At 51.0% G+C, this 21,965-nt stretch carries 18 protein-coding genes; 13 read left to right on the top strand and 5 right to left on the bottom strand.

Annotated elements, in window-relative coordinates:
* Positions 1–49: 49 nt before the first annotated feature.
* From CRO74_RS08235 to CRO74_RS08225, 3 genes are read right to left on the bottom strand one after another with little or no spacing between them, the layout of a single operon-like run.
* Positions 50–292, bottom strand: a complete 243-nt coding sequence (locus tag CRO74_RS08235) for a hypothetical protein (RefSeq protein WP_097125492.1) — start codon at positions 290–292, stop codon at positions 50–52.
* Between the two features lie 41 nt (positions 293–333).
* Positions 334–1,710 carry a sensor histidine kinase gene (locus CRO74_RS08230; protein ID WP_097125491.1) on the bottom strand — a complete coding sequence of 459 codons (1,377 nt, stop codon included), beginning with the start codon at positions 1,708–1,710 and terminating at the stop codon, positions 334–336.
* Positions 1,711–1,716: 6 nt separating this feature from the next.
* Entirely contained in the window at positions 1,717–2,403 is a 687-nt protein-coding gene (locus CRO74_RS08225) for a response regulator transcription factor (RefSeq protein WP_097125490.1), read from the bottom strand.
* 272 nt (positions 2,404–2,675) lie between these two features.
* On the opposite strand from CRO74_RS08225, the gene nhaD reads away from it, so the two are divergent.
* The 4 genes from nhaD (at position 2,676) to CRO74_RS08205 (ending at position 6,969) form a co-directional block, all read left to right on the top strand.
* Positions 2,676–3,965 (top strand): sodium:proton antiporter NhaD, encoded by a 1,290-nt coding sequence (nhaD, locus tag CRO74_RS08220; RefSeq protein ID WP_097125489.1) that lies wholly within the window; start codon positions 2,676–2,678, stop codon positions 3,963–3,965.
* 147 nt (positions 3,966–4,112) lie between these two features.
* The gene (locus CRO74_RS08215; protein ID WP_097125488.1) at positions 4,113–5,285 is read left to right on the top strand and encodes a baeRF7 domain-containing protein; all 1,173 of its coding nucleotides are present in this window, start codon (positions 4,113–4,115) and stop codon (positions 5,283–5,285) included.
* A 19-nt stretch (positions 5,286–5,304) separates the two neighbouring features.
* Entirely contained in the window at positions 5,305–5,601 is a 297-nt protein-coding gene (locus CRO74_RS08210) for an HPF/RaiA family ribosome-associated protein (protein ID WP_097125487.1), read from the top strand.
* 132 nt (positions 5,602–5,733) lie between these two features.
* Positions 5,734–6,969, top strand: a complete 1,236-nt coding sequence (locus CRO74_RS08205) for a cation:proton antiporter (protein WP_097125486.1) — start codon at positions 5,734–5,736, stop codon at positions 6,967–6,969.
* 60 nt (positions 6,970–7,029) lie between these two features.
* Here the strand turns inward: CRO74_RS08205 and CRO74_RS08200 are convergent, their stop codons facing one another.
* Together CRO74_RS08200 and CRO74_RS08195 are read right to left on the bottom strand one after the other, a co-directional pair.
* Positions 7,030–8,373 carry a Gfo/Idh/MocA family protein gene (locus tag CRO74_RS08200; protein WP_097125485.1) on the bottom strand — a complete coding sequence of 448 codons (1,344 nt, stop codon included), beginning with the start codon at positions 8,371–8,373 and terminating at the stop codon, positions 7,030–7,032.
* Positions 8,374–8,457: 84 nt separating this feature from the next.
* Entirely contained in the window at positions 8,458–9,321 is an 864-nt protein-coding gene (locus CRO74_RS08195) for a sugar phosphate isomerase/epimerase family protein (RefSeq protein WP_097125484.1), read from the bottom strand.
* A gap of 15 nt (positions 9,322–9,336) precedes the next feature.
* Between CRO74_RS08195 and CRO74_RS08190 the strand changes: the two genes are divergently transcribed.
* The 9 genes from CRO74_RS08190 to CRO74_RS08150 all read left to right on the top strand — a co-directional run bounded on the left by CRO74_RS08190 (position 9,337) and on the right by CRO74_RS08150 (position 21,965).
* Complete coding sequence (locus CRO74_RS08190) at positions 9,337–9,555, top strand: hypothetical protein (RefSeq protein WP_097125483.1); 219 nt, start codon at positions 9,337–9,339, stop codon at positions 9,553–9,555.
* A 35-nt stretch (positions 9,556–9,590) separates the two neighbouring features.
* Positions 9,591–10,907: a TolC family protein gene (locus CRO74_RS08185; RefSeq protein WP_097126056.1), complete on the top strand. Its 1,317-nt coding sequence runs from the start codon at positions 9,591–9,593 to the stop codon at positions 10,905–10,907.
* A gap of 65 nt (positions 10,908–10,972) precedes the next feature.
* Positions 10,973–12,070, top strand: a complete 1,098-nt coding sequence (locus tag CRO74_RS08180; protein ID WP_097125482.1) for an efflux RND transporter periplasmic adaptor subunit — start codon at positions 10,973–10,975, stop codon at positions 12,068–12,070.
* Between the two features lie 72 nt (positions 12,071–12,142).
* Positions 12,143–13,393 carry an ABC transporter permease gene (locus CRO74_RS08175; RefSeq protein WP_097125481.1) on the top strand — a complete coding sequence of 417 codons (1,251 nt, stop codon included), beginning with the start codon at positions 12,143–12,145 and terminating at the stop codon, positions 13,391–13,393.
* Between the two features lie 96 nt (positions 13,394–13,489).
* The gene (locus tag CRO74_RS08170; protein ID WP_097125480.1) at positions 13,490–14,182 is read left to right on the top strand and encodes an ABC transporter ATP-binding protein; all 693 of its coding nucleotides are present in this window, start codon (positions 13,490–13,492) and stop codon (positions 14,180–14,182) included.
* Positions 14,163–15,191 carry a sensor histidine kinase gene (locus CRO74_RS08165; RefSeq protein ID WP_097125479.1) on the top strand — a complete coding sequence of 343 codons (1,029 nt, stop codon included), beginning with the start codon at positions 14,163–14,165 and terminating at the stop codon, positions 15,189–15,191. The genes CRO74_RS08170 and CRO74_RS08165 overlap by 20 nt, the downstream gene beginning before the upstream one ends.
* 73 nt (positions 15,192–15,264) lie before the next feature.
* Positions 15,265–16,038, top strand: a complete 774-nt coding sequence (locus CRO74_RS08160; protein WP_097125478.1) for a LytR/AlgR family response regulator transcription factor — start codon at positions 15,265–15,267, stop codon at positions 16,036–16,038.
* Between the two features lie 121 nt (positions 16,039–16,159).
* Positions 16,160–19,009, top strand: a complete 2,850-nt coding sequence (locus CRO74_RS08155; protein WP_097126055.1) for a M16 family metallopeptidase — start codon at positions 16,160–16,162, stop codon at positions 19,007–19,009.
* Between the two features lie 151 nt (positions 19,010–19,160).
* Positions 19,161–21,965: a M16 family metallopeptidase gene (locus tag CRO74_RS08150; RefSeq protein ID WP_097125477.1), complete on the top strand. Its 2,805-nt coding sequence runs from the start codon at positions 19,161–19,163 to the stop codon at positions 21,963–21,965.

Here is a 21,965-nt window from a genome sequence, read left to right as displayed (position 1 = left end):
AAACATTCGTATAAAAGCGATTAGAAAAACATTAGAATTACGCCCTTGCTTATTGCTGGTAAAGCTTTAGAATTTCCTCTGCAAACTTGATCGCTTTTTGCCTGGATAAGGTGATCAGGCTTGATTCGACTGGAAACGGCCCAATATCCGTGTAGTCGTACGTGTTAATACTTATATAACATTCCTGTAGGCCATCGCTCGAATAAACAAGGGCTTGAATAACCCGGTGCGTATCTACCTGTTTTTCGGATTTATAAACATCCGTTTGACGTGAAAAAGTATTTTTTTTCATAACTCGGTTGAACTAATAACTTGAAAAAAACTTGTTTTTACTCAGGCTGCGTGAGTGTATATATGTGGAAATTTCACGGTAAATGTGCTGCCACATCCCAGTTCACTAACGACAGTTATGCTTCCCTGATGAAGCGCAACGATGCGCTGGCAGATAGAAAGCCCAACTCCAAACCCCTCGTAGTTCAGCGCATTGCTGGCACGAAAGAACGGCTCAAAAATTCTGGACATTTCGGCTCCGGTCATGCCAATACCCGCATCCTGAACCTTAAACCAGCAACTGCTGCTATCTGCCCCTATAAAAACGTTAGCCTCGTGATGAGCGGAGTATTTACAGGCGTTATCGAGTAAATTCATGACCACGTGCCGAAGTAAATCTTCGTTACCCCGAACTAGTAACTCCGTATCAGGCATAGTGTCATAATCAACCTGAATCCGGTAAGCAGGCTGGGTAGTAAGCAACTCATCCTGAGCGGAAAAGATTATCTCGTCGAGCCGGACGGTAGTTAACTGAACACGCTGTAAGTTTTCCATCGTACGGGCTAGTGACAGCAAACTGTTCGATAAGGCAATGAGCTGGTCTGTATCGGTCAACAGATTTTGCAGGATAAGTTCATACCCTTCGGGGCTAAGTCGCTGAAGGAGACCAAGCTGAATCTCTGATTTTAAAGCCGTCAGAGGTGTTCTCAATTCGTGCGAGGCATGTGAGACGAAGCTACGCTGCTGATCAAAAGCCTGTTCCAGGCGAACCAGCACATGATTAAAATTTATAGCTAACTGGTCGATCTCGTCCTGTCGTTTCCCCTCATTCAACCGCTGCTGCAGGTTGTTGGCCGTAATGGTCTGAACTTGCTGATTGATTTTTGAGATGGGTTGCAGCGACTGACCGGCAAAAAAGAAGCCGAATGCCAGCGTAAGCCCGATACCACCCAGAAAACTCCAGATGAGCGTGTGCCGCAGGTTGCTGAGTTTGGCTTTCCCAAATTGATCGAACGCCGAGGCCAATACCACCAGCGACTGGCCATTTTCCCGATACAGCAGTCCGATGACCTCATTCTCTCCGTCGGTTAGTTCAACCTGCCCCTCCTCACGTACCCGGTTGAGCAGGAGCGGTCGGTAATGAATAACTTTATCGTCGATGCTGGCATAAACGAGTTTGTTACGCGCATTAAACACCAATATTTTTTCGTCGATGAGCGCGGACAGTGAATTCCGATCGATGATCTTGAGTAGGTTTTGGTCAATCTCCTTCACTTCCACCAGGAACTTCACCGTTGTCCGGGCTTTTCGTTTCAACCGTTCATAGAATTCTTCCTGCCGATAATGCGCCGACGTAGCGTAAACAACCACTGAAAACAAAAGAAGAATGGAGGCTACAATGAGTGAAAATTGCAGCGATATACGGTTACGGATCGTCATGGACGATTAGTTGGCTTTTAAGGTGTATCCCAATCCGGGACGTGTATGAATAAGCTTGACGGTAAACTCTCTATCAATTTTCTTGCGGAGGTAATTGATGTATACTTCCACCACGTTGGTACCCGGATCGAAATTGAAGTTCCAAACCTTTTCGGCCAGATCGATCTTGGAAACCACCCGTCCCTGATTCCGCATCAGGTATTCCAGCAAGGCAAACTCTTTGGCGGTTAACTCAATAAGCGTATTCTGCCGCTGTACGATCTTTGACGTTGTGTTCAGGGTTAGATCGGCAAGCTGGAGTACTTCTTCACCCGTTGAACTGACCAGTAGATCGGACCGGCGAAAGCAGGTGGCCACGCGCGCACTGAGTTCCCGTAAATCGAACGGTTTTACAATATAATCGTCGGCCCCGCATTCCAGACCCTCTACTTTATCCTCAATCTCACCCATCGCCGTCAGCATGATAATAGGCAGCGTAGTGTGTTCAGCACGCAGGTTACGGCATATTTCGTACCCGTTTATATCCGGCAGATTGATGTCCAGAATAATCAGTTCATACTGACCGGTCAGCCCCAACCCCCGACCGGTAAACCCGTCATAGGCCACCTCGGTACTATAGCCCAGTACCCTCAGGCTGCGGCTGATGTTCTGAGCAATGCGCCGGTCATCTTCAATAATCAAAATACTGCGCATGGTCGCTGCTGTTCTAGGTAGCCCGTATCCCAATCAACGTACCTGATCAGGGAAGTTTCGCGTGTGCATTATCCGCTTAATTGTCCGGTACTAGTTTATTACAAAACAACCAGTCGTTTGGTAAACCTGTTTACAGGTCCAGCATTTCTAAGCATTTTCTAAGGTATTTTTTTCGATTATGATCGGCAATTGTCCGTCTTTTGCAGGTCATTTGCCTTCCATCGTATGAATTATTTCATACTTAACCTACTGAAAGCAAGCTTCCTACTTTCATGTCTATACTCGTTCTGGTCTTTGTTGCTGGTTATATCCTTATCACACTTGAGCATCCTATTCGCTTCAATAAAACAGCAACCGCACTCCTCACGGGCGTTGTCTGCTGGGTGTTGTACATTCTGTCCGTACCGGATACAGAACCCGTTCTGGAGCAGTTAGCCCATCATCTGGCCGAGATTGCCCAAATTCTTTTTTTCCTGCTGGGTGCCATGACCATCGTTGAGCTCATTGACATTCATGGTGGGTTCACCATTATTACCGATCGTATCGCCACGCGAAATCCAAGAACGCTTTTGTGGCTTATCAGTGGGTTGACGTTCTTACTATCTGCCCTGCTCGATAACTTAGCCTCGGCCATTGTGATGGTTTCCGTTACCCGCAATCTGGTTCGGGACGCCGAGCAGCGCCGGTTAATGGCCGGTATGATCATTATTTCGGCAAACGCGGGCGGGGCCTGGTCGCCCATTGGGGATGTCACAACAACCATGCTCTGGATTGGCGGGCAAGTGACAACGGTCAATATCATCAGTCAGCTGATTTTACCCAGTCTGGTCTGCTTTCTCGTTCCGCTGCTCTGGCTGACATTCTCAATGAAAACCCCTGCCGATGCTTTGGTAACAGATAAAAAAGGCGTTAGCCGCCCCTATGTTACGCCCGTTCAGCGACGGGATCGGGGCATCATGTTTGGCACTGGTTTACTGGCCATCATTCTGGTACCCGTTGTAAAGTCGATCACTCACCTGCCACCCTACATGCCCATGATGCTCTCGCTGGGGATTGTTTGGGGGGTATCAGAAATCATTCACGCCGACAAGGATGAAGAGGATCGTAAACGGTACACAGCGGCTTATGCTTTGAGCAAAGTCGATGTTCCCAGCATCTTGTTCTTTTTTGGCATTCTACTGGCTGTCGGTGCGCTTGAGTCGACCAACATCCTGAAAAATCTAGCCCTTAGCTTAAGTGAAGCCATCAGTAATCTGGACATCATTGTCATGATCATCGGAATAGCTTCGGCCATTGTCGACAATGTACCCATTGTTGCTGCGGCCATGGGCATGTATGATCTGGGCACCCATCCACCCGATGATAAACTGTGGGAGTTTCTGGCCTATTGCGCTGGTACGGGCGGTAGCCTGCTGGTTATTGGATCAGCGGCCGGGGTAGCGGTTATGGGTATGGAGCGGATTGAATTCGGCTGGTACCTGCGCCGAATCAGCGGGCTGGCACTGATGGGCTACGTGGCGGGCGCAGCTACGTATCTGGCCATTTACGCACTTACCCATTAATGCAGGACGAACGCCAACAGGCTGGCTTAGAAAAACCTTAGAATCAGTCATATCAAAATCTTTTGCTGTTAACCGTCCGTTTCATTAAGACAGTAACTGGTCAAACTACCACCAGTCAGGTGGATTGACCATAAACAGCTCAAGGTTATGATTCTAGTAAATTCAGGTAAAGAAACATTGCTTGATCTGGCCGAAAAGGCCCACGATCAATCTATCTCCATCTTCATACCAACTCATCGCCGGGGAAAGCAAGTGAACGAAAGGCAGGACCGGATTGCCTTTAAAAACCACGTCCAGACCGTCCGACTGGCTCTTGAAGCTCGGAGTTTACGCAGTAACGACATCAATGATCTGGTGGAACCCATGGAAGCACTGCTCGACAATCCGCAATTCTGGCGGCATCAGCGCGAAGGGCTGGCAGTTTTCAGGAACCCCGATCATTTTTCAATTTTCCACAGTCCAATCCCCTTTGCAGACAGCTCGCGGCTCGATTCGCGTTTCCACCTACGGCCTCTGCTGCCCTTCGTACAAGCCTTCACGACCTATTATCTTCTGCAAATCGGCAAGAAAGGCGTATGTCTCTACCAGGCCGACCCCTTCTCGATCTCATTGATCGACACGGCAGAAGTGATGCCTTCCGGACTTGAAGACGTTACCCAGTACTACGACTTCGTAGAAGAATTACAGGGGCGTACTACAGGCCGGGGTGGCGCGGTGACGATGTACACCAGCGATGACTCGAACGAGGACCAGAAAGCAAAGGATCACTTGCTGGCCGATTACTTCCGGCTGGTGAATGAGGCCATCATTAAATTAATTGGCACACAAAACGCTCCCTTACTGCTGGCATCCGTAGCCTACTACCAGCCCATTTTCCGGCAGGTAAACACCTACCCATACCTCCACGAGGGCGGTATTACAGGCAATTTCGACCATGTAAAGCCCGAAGAAATGCACCAGATGGCCAATGAGGTGCTCAGCCACAAGTTCGAAGAGACGCAACAGCAACGCATTAACCAGTACCAGAATAGCCTTGGCAGCGATCTGGTTTCAAGTGGTCTCCGGCAATTGCTGGAAGCGGCCGTAACCGGTCGCATCGAGGTTCTTTTCCTACAGGAAGACGCCGAATTATGGGGACAGTTCGACGAGGTTACCCTCGCGACAACAATCCACGATGAGAAACAGGACGGCGACGAATCGTTGATTGAAAAAGTAGCCTTACTCACACTTCGTCATGGTGGGGAAGTGTATGTACTGGACGAGGCTAACTTCCCGGCCAAACAGGATTCTGTTAACATTACAGCCCTTTATCGGTTTTGATATAAAGCAACAAACTCGTATGCAATACTCCGTAGAAAGTATCAAAATAGATTTACAAACGGTTGGTTTCAATGAAACAGCCGAATTAGTGGAACAGGTAGAGAACGAACTTCGCCGGATTATGCGCTTTCGAAGCGATATCGTCGCGGCTGATATTTACCTGCGTGAGGAAGGCCGTAACCCAACGGATAATAAGCTTGTCCGCTGGCGACTGGGGATTCCCGGCAACGACCTGTTTGCCGAAGGTACCGGCCCCTCGTGGGCAGCTGGACTCCGGGATGCCGGAGATAAACTACGTCGGCAATTCATCGATTGACTAACAGGACAACAATTCAGGATTAGTATCACAAAAGACTACTAATCAAGTAGTTAATTCTATTTTCATGGGTATAATTTGTCTGCAAAGGGACAGGTTATACCCATCTGTTTGCTATGACAGCACATCCCTATGGAGTCTTATAATTTGGTTTTAGTCATTGTAGCGGTCGCCATTTTAGCCGTCGCCTGGCTACCGTCTTTACTTAAAGAGTATCCGCTTTCGTACCCGATCCTGTTTGTCATTGGTGGGTGGGTGTTGTATCAGCTACCGGTATCCCTTCCCGACCCTTCCCCCCTGGCAAACCCGAGACTCACCACGCACCTGACGGAGCTTTGTGTGATAGTAGCCCTGACCGGGACAGGCCTGAAGATAGACCGCCGGTTCAGCTTACGTGGCTGGCGACTCCCGATCCGGCTGGTCTGGCTCACGATGGTCGTTACCATTGCCGTTTTTTCTGTAATAGCCTGGGGATGGGCTGGCTGGCCACTGGCTTCGGCCTTGCTGCTGGCTGCCAGTCTGGCTCCCACTGATCCCGTTCTGGCGGGCGATGTGCAGGTGGGTGACCCCAACGAAGGGCAGGAGGATTCTGTTCGGTTCGCACTAACGGCCGAGGCTGGCCTGAATGATGGTCTGGCGTTTCCGTTTGTGTACATGGCCATCATGCTAGCCCAGACGGTTACCGCATCTACCGCCGATTTTACCCACTGGGCGCTGTACGATCTGGCCTTTCGGGTCGGCATCGGCGTCCTTGGCGGGTGGCTATCAGGTCAGTTACTCTCCTACCTGATTTTTGGTCTTCCCCAGCGCATTAGTATAAAAACCACCGCCTACGGGTTTGTGGCGCTGGCGGTCACCCTGATCAGTTACGGACTCACGGAACTGGCCCATGGGTACGGATTCCTGGCGGTGTTCATCGCGGCCATCACCATTCGGAGTCGCGAGCGTACGCACGAGTACCACACCTACATGCACGCGTTTTCGGACCAGATCGAACGACTATTGATTGCTTTACTACTATTACTGTTTGGCGGGGCCATAGCCAAAGGGATGCTGGCGGCTCTAACCTGGCAGGACGCACTATTAGGAGTACTACTGGTACTGATTATCCGGCCATTAGGAGGCTGGTTAACTTTGGGGGGCACGGGGGCCAGGGGCCTGAAACGCTGGATTATTGCGGGCTTCGGTATTCGCGGGATCGGCTCATTGTTTTACGTAGCCTATGGTTTGGAACATGCGACTTTTGCCGATCCAGCCCGTATCTGGGCCCTCACAGGCTGGACAATCTTACTCTCAGTATTCCTGCACGGCATGTTGTCTACCCCCGTTATGAAACGACTGGATAGGCAAAGGGTTGTTCATGATTAGTTAGTGGTGATTGGTTACTGGTTATTGGCTGACTAAAGTAACCAGTAACCAATCACCAAATCAAACCTGTGGTTCCCAGCCTTTTTCGTACTGCCGACTCCAGAATTTCATGGCTTCGGCGTCTTTGATGTGACCGTTCTTCGGATCGACCGAGAAGGATTTATTGGTCCGATAGGAGATGTTGGCCAGATGGCAAAGCAGTGTACTCTTGGCACCATCGTCGATGGTTGAATTCTGCTTGGCTTTGCCCCGGATGGCTTCGAAGAAGTTCATCATGTGAAGCGTTGTCATATCGCCACCACCACCCAAAGCCGTTCCCGACTCTGACCCTTTCGACTTGCTTTCCTTAATGGGCTTACCATCCCGGCTGAAGAGGGTATAGCCGTCCCGGTCAACGTATACGCTGCCGTTGGTACCGTAAATAACCGTACCGCGATCCGAACCGAACGTTTTATAGCCATTGCGGCTGTTGCCGTCCCACTTGATGACTTTGTCGCCGGGGAAACGGAAGGTAGCGTCCATTGTATCATAAACCGCCCAGCCATCACCGGCAAAATAGCGTTTAGCCGCTTCTACCGTTACGAATTCAGGATACTCGACCTGCAACGCCCAGCGGGCCATGTCCAGTTCGTGCGTAGCATTGTTACCGGCTTCGGCGGTTCCGTATTGCCAGCCGTACCAGTGCCAGTTATAATCCCAGGTGTCGTGGGTGTAGGCCGTACGGGGGGCCGGTCCCTGAAATAACTCCCAGTCCAGTCCATCCGGTACGGGTGCCTTCTTCGGAATGGGTACCTCCCCGCGCGAATTGGCGTAAAAAGCAACCGCTTTAAACGCTTTTCCGATCACCCCGTTATGAATCTGGGTAACGATGTCGATCGATTCCGGTGCCGACCGTTGCTGGTTACCCATCTGAATAACCTTGCCGTACTTCTTCTGAATTTCCATCAGAATCTCGCCTTCACGGGGGTTGTGGCTGCACGGCTTTTCTACATACACGTGCTTGCCTCCCTGTACCGCCAGCCAGGTACCCGGCGCGTGCCAGTGGTCGGGGGTTGCGTTGATCAGGACATCGACGTTCTTATCGGCAATGACTTTCCGAATGTCGTTTTCCAGTTTCGGCGTGTAAGTGATGTGCTTGGAGAATTTCTGAACGGCGGCTTCCCGCTGTTTTTTCATCACGTCGCACAAATACACCAGTTCGACGTTGCTTTCTTTTTTGGAGATCGGCTCATAATACGCGCTCAACCGCCGACCCAGCCCGGCAATGGCAACATTCAGCCGTTCGTTAGCCCCAATTATTTTATTGTAGCTTTTGGCCGACATTCCATTGGCCAGTCCGCCAAACGTAACGCCAGCGGTACCTAAAGCTGCTTTTTTAATAAACTCTCTACGTGAATTTTCCATTGGAACAGGTTGCTTAAAAATTAATTGTCAGGCTGAATAAACCTATGATTTCCTGACAGCCTTAAACGTTACTGGTGAAACAGCTTATACCTTCCGTTTTCCCGGTTTTGATGTGTCGCATACCCCTTTAAAATACCCGACAGATTCGGCTATTCCGGCTAGCGGGTCTTTCATGTCTTTCTCATATTCGAGACTGCAACAGCCATCGTATTTTATTTTGCGAAGCATACCAACAAACGCCGGTATATCGATCACACCCCGCCCCAGTTCGCAGGTTTTCCCTTCTTTGGATGCTGCTGTGACGTTTTTCAGGTGAATATCGAATATGCGTTTGGCGTACTTCTCCAGGTCGGCAATAGGGTCGTCACCGAAGCGCTTATCGTGGCCCATGTCGAAACAAAGCCCAATACGCGGGTCAAGGTCCTTCACAGCCGTATAGACCGATGTGGCGCTTGGGAACAAGGGAATGTCCGGCCCGTGGTTATGGATGGCGTAGCGGATATTATACTCCTTTACTTTTTTGTCGATATACGGCAGGTCTTCCGGATTCGGAATACCCACCATCAGGTTCACCCCTACCCGCTTGGCATAATCGAAGCCGTTGTCGATCTCCTGCTTCGTTTTCATGTAGATTGGCCCCACGGCATAGCCCGTTACGCCAGACTGCTTCAGCTTTTCGTGGAAAGCGGCAATTTCGTCGGCGGTACTGGCGTATGGCAGATGAAAATCTTTGATACACAGGTAGTGTACGTCGGTTTTCTTCATCATCTCAAGCGCCGGGTCAAGCTTAAAATTGACGAATGTGAAGCCCGCCATACCGAGCTTAAATAAATCATCGCCGGAAGGTCCGCGCGATTCGGGCGAATTGGCCAACGATAGAGCCGGGCTTACACTGGCCAGCGCCAGACTCCCCCCGGTGCGTTTAAGAAATGATCGTCTTGTGGTCATCCCGATTAAGTAAAAATGGTACAGCTCTTAAAAATCAATTTCCGCCCTTTTCTACTGACAGAAACGAAAGCGGCCCTACGAAAAACACCACAAATAGAAACCGGCACGAACGGGAGAGAAAAGACGGCGTTCACGCCCGATCGAACGGCGGGCGGCACTACGTTAACACGTAAAAAATCAGCTTGGCAACTGATTTTCTCCGTTTCGCGTAAACGAGCGGGCATCTTAGTTTGAAAGTTTATTCCTTTGATCATCCATCCGACAAAAACATGAATCGGTTTGCCCTTATCGGCTTGTTCCTTTACTCAGTTACCGCTTCCGCCCAAACGGTTGTATCGTCCGTACAGGAGGCCCTGGCGTTGGTACGGCGCAACAACCCCGACCTCACAAACGCACGCCAGAATAGTCTGGTACAGGCCCAGCAGCAGTCTGCGAGCCGGGCGGCACTCTTACCGCAGGCGCGGCTGTTCACCAACTTCGATTATAACTACGCCCTGCCGGTGCAGCTGGTCCCCGCCGAATTTCTGGGGGGTAAAGCGGGCGAATTTCGTACCCTGCAATTTGGCCTGCCCTATGTACTGGCAGCCGGTGCAGAAGTAAACCTTCCCGTTATTAACCGACCGGCACGGGCCGATGTGGGCATCGCGTCCCAAAACCTTCAGATTGTCGATAACCAGAATCTGGTGCTTCAGGATGAGATTTCAACCCAAACGGCCCGTGTGTACCACGCGGCACTGCTCACCCGGTCGGCTATTGCCATTACGCAGCGAAACCTGTCGGCGGCCGATACACTCACGCAAATTGCCCGCGACCGGCTGGAAAAAGGCCTGATCGAACCACTGGAATACAACCGCATTCGCTCCGTACAATTGACGACGGCCGATGTATTATACCAGAACGAACTGGCATTTGTCCGTAACCGCAACCAGCTTAAACTGTTACTTGGCCTGACGCTGGCCGATAGTCTGGTACTGGCTGAAGAGTTGTCAGCGCGTCCGGCGGCATCGGTCGTTCCCGCTTCGGTGGTTCCACAGGTCGAACGGCCGCAAGTGACCCTGCAACAGGCGCGGGTTGAGCTGGCACGGCTGCAACTTGACCGCGAACGACTGCAACGCTGGCCAACACTGTCGGCTTATGGGCGGTATACCCAACAGGCCCAGCGAAGTGCCATTAATTTTTTGAGTACCAGCCAGCCCTGGTTTCAGATTGGGGTGGCGGGCCTGCAGTTAAACTGGCAATTTTACACCGGCGGACTCCGAACCAGCAACCTGACCCGCGCCCGCCTTCAGCTGAAACTGGCCGAGTCGCAGCTCACCTACGAGCAAAACAGGCAGCAGGTCGATACCGAAGATATTCGGAATACGTATAATCAAGCCGTTCGGTCGCTGGACTTGAATCGGCAGAATTACGAACTCAGCACCCAGAACGTGCAAATCGCGCTGATAAAATACCGGTCGGGCCTGTTTGCCTACGACCAGTACCTGAATGTGTTCAACGAAGCCCTGACCGCCCAGAACCGGTTTCTCACGAACTTGTCGAACACCTTTATCAATCAGACAATCTTACAGATCCGAAACGGAAAATAACCGTACCAACCTACCCGTACCCAGGCAGACGATTTTATTTAAAGCCTATTAGGTTTAGCAAGACAATGAAAAAAAACCTCTCCATACTCCTTTTCATCACCTTACTTGGCGCTGCCTGCAAGCGCGACACTGGAGGCACAACGCCCACCCACCGGGAATTGACCGAAGCGGTTTATGCCTCCGGGAATGTTTACCCCCGCAATGAATACACCGTTACGGCCGATGCTACCGGTGTGCTGCAACAACGGATGATTAACGAAGGGGACTCCATCCGCCAGGATCAATTGCTTTTTGTTCTGGAAAGTGCGTCGGAAGATGCCCGCCAGCAGGCCGCAGCCAACGCGTACCGGCAGGCGCGGGCCAATTTAAGCACCAACTCGCCGGTTCTGGCCGAGTTGGAAGCTCAGGTCCGCAACGCCCGGACCCGCGTGTCCAACGACTCCATCAATTTCAACCGCTTTAAGGAGCTGTACGGCCAGAATGCCACCTCGCGGGCCGAACTGGAACGGGCCGAGCTGAACTATACCATCTCCCGAAATAACCTTCGTGCCCAGATCAACACCCTGCAACGCAACCGGAACCAGATCCAGCTCGATGTGGAAAATAACCGCAGCCAGCTGGTCACAACCGAAGTAGCCGGACGCAACACGCGCATCCGCAGCTTTGTGAACGGCAAAGTATACGAGGTCTATAAAGACCCCGGCGAGGTTGTACGCGTTGGCGATCAACTGGCACTGGTGGGCAGTGGCAATCAATTATTTGCGCAACTTGCTGTCGATGAGAGCGACTTCGGCCGGATTCGAACGGGGCAGGAAGTTATCCTGAAAGCGGATGTCTATCCGGACAAGATTTTCAAAGCCCGAGTCAGCAAAATATATCCAAAGCTGAACCGCACCGACCAATCGTTCCGGGTAGATGCCGACTTCGTTGGCGAACGGCCCGCATCGTATTATGGCCTGACCATTGAAGCCAACATCATTATCAGCCAGAACAAGAACGTACTCACCATCCCGAAAACCTACGTAATTGGTGCGGATAGCGTTTGGGTTGAACAGGACGGCAAAAAGCAAAAAGTACGGTTTCAGAAAGGCGCCGAGAATTTTGATTTGGTAGAAGTAAAAGGCGGCTTGACTCAAACATCGAAATTAATATTGATTGAGTGAATGATAGAATGAGTGACTATAAACCCCAATAATTCACTCATTCTATCATTCACCAATTCTATCATTGTACAAATGGATATACGAATCGCTTCTCAAATCGCCCGGACGCACTTGCTGGCCAAGAAACGCCAGACGCTCGTTGCCATGCTGGGCGTTACCTTCGGCATTGCGATGTTCATTACGATGATCTCGTTCATGCAGGGTGTCAACCAGTTTCTGGAAGATTCGGCGCTGGATGCCAGCCCGCACATCCGCATGTATAACGAAGTGAATACGCAGCGGCCGGGTCTGATTGAGCAACTCAATCCGGGTAAGTTTAATGTCATTTACCACCAAAAGCCCAAAGATGAGCAGTCGCGCATTAAAAACGGGATGACCATTGCCGAGCGCATCGAACGGGCACCGGGTGTATTGGGTGTTTCGCCCCAGGTGGCCACCCAGGCCTTTTACAACAACGGACCCATTCAGATTTCGGGGACAATTTCGGGCGTGGATATCGACCGCGAAAACCGCTTGTATAAATTAACCACCCGGCTAAAATCCGGCAACCTGAATACGTTAAAAACCAACCCCGATGGCCTGATCATGGGGTCTGTTCTAGCCGAAAAACTAAACGTCCGGGTTGGCGATAAAGTGACGGTAACCACCCCCAAAGGAGGCATCAGAACCCTGCGGGTAGTGGGCACCTTTGGGTTTGGCATTGGCACCGTCGACAATACCAAGAGCTTCGGCAACCTCTCGACCGTGCAGGAAATGCTGCAACGAGACCCGAGCTACATTACCGACATCCACATTAAGATGTTCGATCCCTTGCAGGCAATACCGTTCGGGAAACAATTACGGGCCATGTATGGGTACTATACAGAAGACTGGGCCAAGGCGAACACGGCCATTCTGGCGGGTGAGAAAATTCGGAACATGTTGACTTACGTGGTGTCGATCACGTTGCTGGTAGTGGCGGGATTCGGTATTTATAACATCATGAACATGACCGTCATCAACAAAATCAAAGACATTGCCATTCTGAAAGCAACGGGTTTTGAAGGACGCGACATAATTGCCATTTTTCTATTGCAGGCAATTTTTATCGGTTTCACCGGTGGGCTTTTAGGGTTGGGCATTGGTTTTGGGCTCAGTTATTTACTGTCGATCACCCCTTTCGATGCCGGTGGTTTCATCAGTATCAAAACGTTCCCGGTCATCTTTGAGCCGAAATATTACATCATGGGGTTACTCTTCGGTGTCGTTACAACCGTCCTGGCCGGGTATTTTCCCTCAAAAAAAGCCTCCCAGGTCGACCCCGTTTCCATTCTAAGAGGATAGTTTTAAAATGTAGGATATAGGATGTAGGATGTATGCCAAGTCATCTCACCTATCCCCCAATATCCTACATCCTATATCCTACATCATACATCTTATATGAGCATCGTTCTTTCCGCCCAGCATCTCAACAAATACTTCTACGACCCGGATAAGTTTCAGGTGTTGACAGATGTTTCTTTCAACGTGCAAAAAGGTGAATTTCTGTCAATTGTCGGGAAATCGGGTTGCGGCAAATCTACGTTGCTTTACCTGCTCTCTACCATGGATACCGAGTATGAAGGGCAAATCGAAATGGCGGGTACTAAACTGACGGGCCGGGGACAGGATTTTCTGGCGCACTTCCGCAATGAGCATCTGGGCTTCGTATTTCAGTTTCACTTTCTGCTGCCCGAATTCTCCGCCCTTCAAAATGTAATGCTGCCCGGCCTGAAGCTGGGTAAATACCCGGAGAAAGAAATTGAAGAACGGGCGATGGAAAAGCTACGGCTAATTGGTATGGACACCTACGCCCGCAAACCAGCCAGCAAACTATCGGGCGGGCAGCAACAACGGGTGGCCATTGCCCGGGCGCTCATCAACGACCCGACCATCATTATGGGCGACGAACCCACGGGTAATCTGGACAGAGCCAATACCGAGAATGTATTCGACATTTTCCGTGATCTTGCCAGTAAAGGGCAGACCATCATTGCCGTCACGCACGACCCGGATTTTGCGGCCGGTACGAACCGAACCATCGAAATGTCGGACGGGCTAATTATTGGCAACCATGAAAATAAAATTCAATAAATACGTTGAGTTGCTCCTGCTCTGGATCGCTCTGGGTGGCCTGGTGGCTCGTCAGTGGATAATGCCGGATATTAGCTGGCAGGTACAGACACTCCTTTTCATCATGTCGTTCATCATGTTGAATCTGGTCTGGATTTTCCATTATCAGTTCAATGAATGGTTGAACCAGCGCATGCCGTTTGAGAAAAATGTCCGCTGGCGCATCGTTGTCCAGCTATTAGGCGGCTGGACCATTGTGAAAACCGTTGCCGTGGTTGCCGGTTACTTTATTGCGCTCCGGTTCTTCCCGCCTGCCTTAACGTTGCTGAACAAATTTGGTTTCATCATTATTGGGATGATGATTTTCCTGGTAAATACCATCATTTGCCTGGGGTTCATTGCGAGTCATTTACTCCGACGCTGGCAGGAAAACGCCCTCCGCACGGCCCAGCTTGAGAAAGAAAAAGTTCAGGTACAGCTCGACAGCCTGAAAAATCAGGTAAGTCCGCACTTTCTGTTCAACAGCCTTTCCTCGCTCGACAGCCTGATTGACGACAATCCGGTGCTGGCCCGTCAGTTTCTTCAGCAGCTTTCCAAAGTATTTCGGTACGTATTACAGCATAAGGAAAAGGCGCTGGTACCCCTCGAAACGGAACTGGCGTTTATTAAAAACTACATCTCGCTGTTACACACCCGGTTCGATGGTGCGTTCGTTGTCAAATGCGAGGTTAATGCCGGTGCTATGGAACAGCTTATTGTGCCCGTTACCCTCCAGATTTTGATCGAGAACGCCATCAAGCACAACGTCATCAGCGAAGCGAGACCCTTAACCATTACCATGAGCTCGAAAGACGGCTACCTGTCCGTAACGAATCCACTCCAGCGTAAGCGGCAAGTTGAAACGTCGAACCGTCAGGGCCTTGAAAATCTAAAATTGCTGTACAGTTTTTTGAGCCAGAAATCAGTTGAGGTCATTGAAACAGATGCCCTTTTCCAGGTTCGACTGCCATTGATTGATATTGCTAATTAGTTTTTTGACAGGATTACAGGATTTTACACGCTACTGTAAATCCTGTCAAAAAAGAATCAAAGCCTGCCCCCACATGACTATTCTGCTGATTGAAGACGAGCCGCTGATTGCCCGACAACTCCACAAACTAGTGAGTCAATTAGAGCCGGAGGCCGTTATTGATGGGCCAATCGCCAGCGTAAATGGTATTTGTGAGTACTTCACCAACGGGCGAACCCCGGATCTTGTTATTGCCGATATTCAGCTCTCAGACGGGGTTAGCTTTGACGCTTTCCAGCAGGTAGGTCTAAGCGCCCCCGTGATCTTCACAACGGCCTATGACGAATACGCGATCCGGGCCTTTAAACTAAACAGCATCGACTACCTCCTCAAACCCATCGACCCCGATGAGCTTCGACAGGCATTGGCTAAATACCACCGATGGGCGTCAAACGGGGTTTCTGACTTTAGTGAGCAATTTCGGCAGTTTCTGGCCCACATGGCTTCTCCGACTACCGCACCGCCCTACAAACGTCGATTCTCGGGGCATTACCTCCGGCAAATCGTTACGGTTCCCCAGGAACAGATCGCGTATTTTCTCCGCAACGAACTGATCTATCTGTTCACCACCGAAGGAAAAAAGCTTATAACTGACTACAAAACGCTCGATGAACTGGAAGAAGTCGTTGACCCCGCCCACTTTTTTCGCGCCAACCGCCAGTGTCTCGTTCACATGAACGCTATTGAGGGGTACCGACCTCAGGATAACAGCAAACTTTTGGTCGTACTGAAGTCACCCAATGAATCACTGGAATTGCTGGTCAGTAAAGAGAAAGCGGGAGCGTTTAAACACTGGCTCGAAAGTTAACTATTCCACAGCCAGAGTCTAACAGACTGATTGATTGTTAAAAAACCAAAAAACGTTTGTTTATCAAGACCTTATTTGTAATTATACGGACAGTATTCCTCCCCCTATTTATTCTATCCGTATGAACTACAATCTTACTCAAACAGGTAGCTTTCCGTCGTTACGGTGCCGCCTGAAACTGCTCACGGCTACGCTGCTCCTGGGCAGCGCATCCCTCACGAATGCGCAGACGGCCTCATCATCGGCGAAACTTCCCGAAGGCATCACCAAAACGGCTTCGGTCGAAGGCATTACCGAGTATCAGCTAAAGAATGGGCTGCGTGTGCTGCTTTTCCCGGACCCCTCCAAGCCCACAGTTACCGTAAACGTCACCTATCTGGTCGGCTCCCGGCATGAAGGTCTGGGCGAAACGGGCATGGCACACCTGCTCGAACACATGGTGTTCAAAGGATCGCCCAAGCACAAAAACATCATGCAGGAGCTAACCGAACACGGCACCTGGCCCAACGGCACAACCTGGTACGACAGGACGAATTACTTCGAAACCTTTTCGGCCACCGACGAGAATCTGAAGTGGGCGCTCGACCTGGAATCGGACCGGATGGTGAATAGCTTTATCGACAAAAAAGACCTTGAAACCGAATTCACCGTTGTCCGCAATGAGTTTGAGATTGGCGAAAATTCCCCCCAATGGACGCTCGAAAAGCGGGTGCTGTCAGCTTCTTACCTCTGGCACAACTACGGCAAATCGACCATCGGCTCCAAAGAAGATATCGAGCGGGTGCCCATCGAAAGCCTGAAAGCCTTTTACCAGAAGTATTACCAGCCCGACAATGCCGTGTTGCTGGTAGCGGGTAAGTTCGACGAAGCCAAAACTCTCGAACTGGTGAGTCAGTATTTTGGTCCGATTCCCCGCCCTACCCGCCAGTTAATCAAACCCTACTCCGTCGAACCCACTCAGGACGGCGAACGCCAGACGACGCTCCGGCGAGTGGGCGATACCCAAGGTGTAGCAGCCGCTTACCATACCCCTTCCGGCTCACACCCCGACTATGCCGTGATGGACGTACTGATGGATGTTCTCACCAACGAGCCGTCCGGACGACTGTACAAGTCGCTTATTGAAAACAAAAAAGCGGCCTTTCAATACGGCTGGACACCCGCCCTGCACGACCCCGGCTTCGCGTATTTTTACGCCGAACTTCGGAAAGATCAATCGCTCGACTCGGCACGGACAGTTATGCTGGCAACGCTCGATGAGGTTAGCAAAAAAGCACCAACGACCGAAGAAGTTGATCGGGCGAAAACCAAACTATTGAAGGACATCGACCTACTCTTCAAAAACACCGACCGCCTGGGTCTGCAACTGAGCGAATGGATTGCTACGGGCGACTGGCGGCTGGTTTTCCTGTACCGCGATGCCCTCCGCAAAGTCCAACCTGCCGACGTACAACGGGTAGCAGCCGCCTACTTCAAACCCTCAAACCGGACGGTGGGCGTGTTCATCCCCGAACAGAAACCCGACCGCGCCGACGTGCCGGAGGCACCTAATGTTGCGGCTCTGGTAAAAGACTATAAGGGAGAAGCCGCCGTGGCATCGGGCGAAGCGTTCGACATAACCCCCGCCAATATCGACGCCCGCACCAAACGCGGAGCGGAAGCCAACGGGCTGAAGTATGCGTTACTACCCAAAAGCACGCGCGGCAATTCGGTAAACATGCAGATACGACTGCGTTATGGCGACGAAAAAAGCCTGATGAACCAGTCGACTGCGGCCCGGTTTACCGCTCAGATGCTGGAACGAGGCACCAAAACCCGCTCCTATCAACAAATTAAAGATGAGCTGGATAAACTAAACGCCCGCGCTTATGTGTATGGCTCCGGCCAGTCGGCCACGGTACAGATCGAAGCCGAAAAAGATAAATTATCAGCCGTGATGAAGATTGTCACGGATTTTCTGAAAAACCCGTCCTTCCCCCAGGCAGAGCTGGACAAGGTGAAACAGGAAGCGCTGGCGCAGATCGAGTCACAGAAACAGGAACCACAAGCTATTGCCTGGAAAACCCTGAGTCGGCTGACCGAGCCGTACCCCAAAGGGCATCCGTTCTACACCATGACGTTCGACGAGGAAATCGACGCCATCAATAAGCTAACGCTGGCCGATATTAACGCTTTTTATAAAAACTTTTACGGAGCAAATAATGCGACAGTAGCCGTTGTTGGGGCGTTTGACGAAGCCGCCGTGCGCAAACTCATCAAAGACGACCTGGGTAGCTGGAAAGCGGCTAAACCCTTCACGCGCATACCACAAACGCTCTTTGCCGACCTAAAGCCGCAAACGCAAACCATACAGACGAACGATAAAACGAGTGCCGTTTTTGCGGGCGGTCTGCAGTTTGCCCTCCGCGACGATGACCCCGAGTATCCGGCTATGGCTATGGCCAATTATATTCTGGGCGAAGGCATGCTCAACTCGCGGCTGGCTTCGCGTATACGGGTAAAAGATGGCCTCAGCTACGGCGTCGGTTCCTATGTTTATGCCGATGACAACGACCGCATCGGCAACTTTGGCTCATACGCTATTTACAACCCCGAAAACGGCGAAAAATTTGATAACGCCTTTCGGGAAGAGGTGCAAAAGCTCGTGAAGGATGGCGTCACCGCCGATGAAGTTAGAGCTGCCAAATCGGCCATGCTACAGGAGAGACAGCTGGATCGTTCGCAGGATGGGTCACTTGCCAGAAAATGGGCGCAGTACCTGACCCGCAATGAAGTCCGTACGTTTGCCTACGATGCCAATTTCGACAAGAAACTCGAAGCCCTGACGCCCGAACAGATCAATGCCGCGCTGAAAAAATACCTCGACTATACGAAGCTTACGATGGTAAAAGCGGGGGACTTTGAGAAGGCCGCGAAAAAAGTCGCCGATAAACAGCCAGCTTCATCGGTGGGTGGCGGAGCGAAAAATTAATTACCATTTACAGCAACAATCAGGATAAGCGGTTCAATGTTCTGGCCGATTATCCTGATTTTTTTTGAAACCAAATGAAAGTATTTGGTTACCTGCTTGTTTATTTGTACCTATACGATCAGTATCAAGATTCCCAACTAACTGCACATCTATGAAAAACAACCTTACCAAGCGAGGTTTGTTGACCGCTGCCTGGTGCCTGAGCAGCCTGACGTTCTCATCGGCTCAGGAAAAACCCGCAGCCCTGCCCGAAGGCATCACAAAAGGTGCCTCGGTAGAAGGCATTACGGAGTACAATCTCAAAAACGGGTTGAAAGTCCTGCTCTTCCCGGACCCGTCCAAACCTACCGTTACCGTTAATGTCACGTACCTGGTTGGTTCGCGGCACGAGGGCTTGGGCGAAGCCGGGATGGCCCACTTGCTCGAACACATGGTGTTTAAGGGCTCAACCAAACATACCGATATTCCGAAAGAATTATCGGCACATGGCGCTGATTTCAACGGCACCACCTCGCTCGACCGGACCAACTACTTCGAAACAGTTTCGGCCACCGACGAAAACCTGAAATGGGCGCTCGATATGGAAGCCGACCGGATGGTGAACTCGTTTATCAAGAAAAGTGATCTGGAGTCAGAATTCTCCGTAGTACGGAATGAATTTGAGATTGGCGAAAACTCCCCCCAGCGCGTGCTGTTCCAGCGGGTAACCTCGGCGGCTTACCTTTGGCACAATTACGGCAAATCGACTATTGGCAACCGGTCTGATATTGAGCGGGTTCCGATCGGAAATTTACAGGCATTTTACAAGAAATTCTACCAGCCCGACAACGCGGTACTAGTCGTTGCCGGAAAGATTGACGAGGCTAAAACGCTTGCGCTGGTGAACGAATACTTTGGCAAAATTCCACGCCCCACCCGAGTGCTGGAAGATTCGCACACCATTGAACCCGTGCAGGATGGTCAACGGAATGTAACCCTCCGGCGTGTGGGCGATACCAAGTCGCTCCTGACAGCCTACCATATTATGGCCGGTTCGCATCCCGACTACCCGGCCATGGCCGTATTGGTCGAGTTAATGACCAACCAACCCGCCGGTCGGCTCTACAAAAAATTAGTCGACACAAAAAAAGCATCGGCCGAATATGGCTATTCACGGGCATTACGCGAACCGGGCATTGTGTATTTCGGTCTCGAACTGCTCAAGGAACAATCGCTGGGCGAAGCCAAAAAAGTATTGTTGAATACGCTGGATTCGGTAGCCATCGACGTACCGACGAAAGCCGAAGTTGACCGGGCCAAAGCCAAACTGCAAAAAGATGTAGAACTGGCGTTTCGGAATACGGATCGGGTGGGATTGGTCATGAGTGAGTATATCTCCCTCGGCGACTGGCGGCTAGCGTACGTTTCCCGCGACCGGCTCGATAAGGTCGAACCAGCCGATGTAGCGCGGGTGGCCAAATATTACTTCAAATCCTCTAACCGAACCGTAGGCGAGTTTGAACCCGAAGCAGCCCCCGACCGTACCGAAGTTCCCGAAGTCCTGGACATTGCGGCCATGGTCAAAGATTACAAAGGAAGGGCCGTTATGGCGCAGGGCGAAGCGTTTGACCCGTCGCCAGCCAACATCGACGGACGGACCAAGCGGATTGAACTAAAAAACACCATCGAACTGGCCCTATTGCCTAAAACTACGAAAGGCAACGACGTAAACGCCCGGTTGACATTACGGCTCGGCGACCAGAAGACGCTCCGGAATATGCGTACCATCAGTGGCCTGACAGCGTCGATGCTCGACAAAGGCACCAGCAACCATACCCGTCAGCAGATTAAAGATGAGTTAGACAAACTTAAAGCGCAGGTACAGTTTTCCGGGCAGGGCTCGGCCGTAAATGTCAGCATCAAGACCGATAAAGCGAACCTGCCAGCGGTAATCCGTTTGGTAAGCGACGTGTTAAAGAATGCCACCTTCGACGCTGCCGAGTTCGAGAAACTACGACAGGAACGACTGGCCGGCATCGAATCGCAACGATCGGAGCCAATGGCCCAGGCGAGTGTGACATTCAGCCGGGCAATCAGCCCATTCTCTAAAGAAGATGTCCGCTATACGCCAACGTTCGATGAGCAGATTGCAGACCTCAAGGCAGTAAAGGTAGAAGACCTGCGGCTGTTTCACCGGAATTTCTACGGTGCCCAGAATGCAACGATGGCCGTAGTAGGCGATTTTGACGAAACACTTGCCCGGAAGGTGATCATGGATGAACTGGGTACCTGGAAGGCCGTGAATCCTTACGTGCGCATTCCGAACGAGGTAAAACCGGTGAAATCCGAAGTGATTTCGCTGGAAACGCCCGACAAAGCCAATGCCATGATGCTGGCCGGTTTTGCCTTTCCCGTCCGTGACGACGACCCGGATTACCCGGCTCTGTTATTGGGCAACTACATGCTGGGCGGAGGAGCCTTGAGTTCGCGGTTGATGAATCGGATTCGCCAAAAAGACGGACTTAGTTATGGTGTGGGATCGGGCGTGAGCGCTAGTCCGTTAGACAAATACGCCACCTTCACAACCTACGCCATGTACAACCCCCAGAATGCCGACAAACTAGAAAAAGCATTCCGTGAGGAGTTGGAAAAGATGCGAACCGAGGGCTTCACAGCGGAGGAAATCAAAGCGGCTAAATCCGGTTACTTACAGGATGAGATGGTATCACGTGCGCAGGACCCGGCCTTAGCCTCCATGCTGAACAACTATCTGTTTATGAACCGGACCATGGCCTTCGATGCTGATCTCGACAAAAAGCTCGAAGCGCTTACGCCTGAACAGGTTAATGCCGTGATGAAAAAATACATCGACCCCAGCAAGCTCGTTCTTGTTAAAGCGGGCGATTTTGCAAAAGCCGCGAAAGCCGCTACGGAACAACAACCGGCATCGTCGGTGAGTGGCGGAGCGAAAAAATAA

This window comes from Spirosoma fluviale, from assembly GCF_900230225.1.
Taxonomy (GTDB): domain Bacteria; phylum Bacteroidota; class Bacteroidia; order Cytophagales; family Spirosomataceae; genus Spirosoma; species Spirosoma fluviale.
The sequence above is the reverse complement of the archived record's forward strand: the minus strand, read 5'-3'. Positions and strand labels throughout refer to the sequence as shown.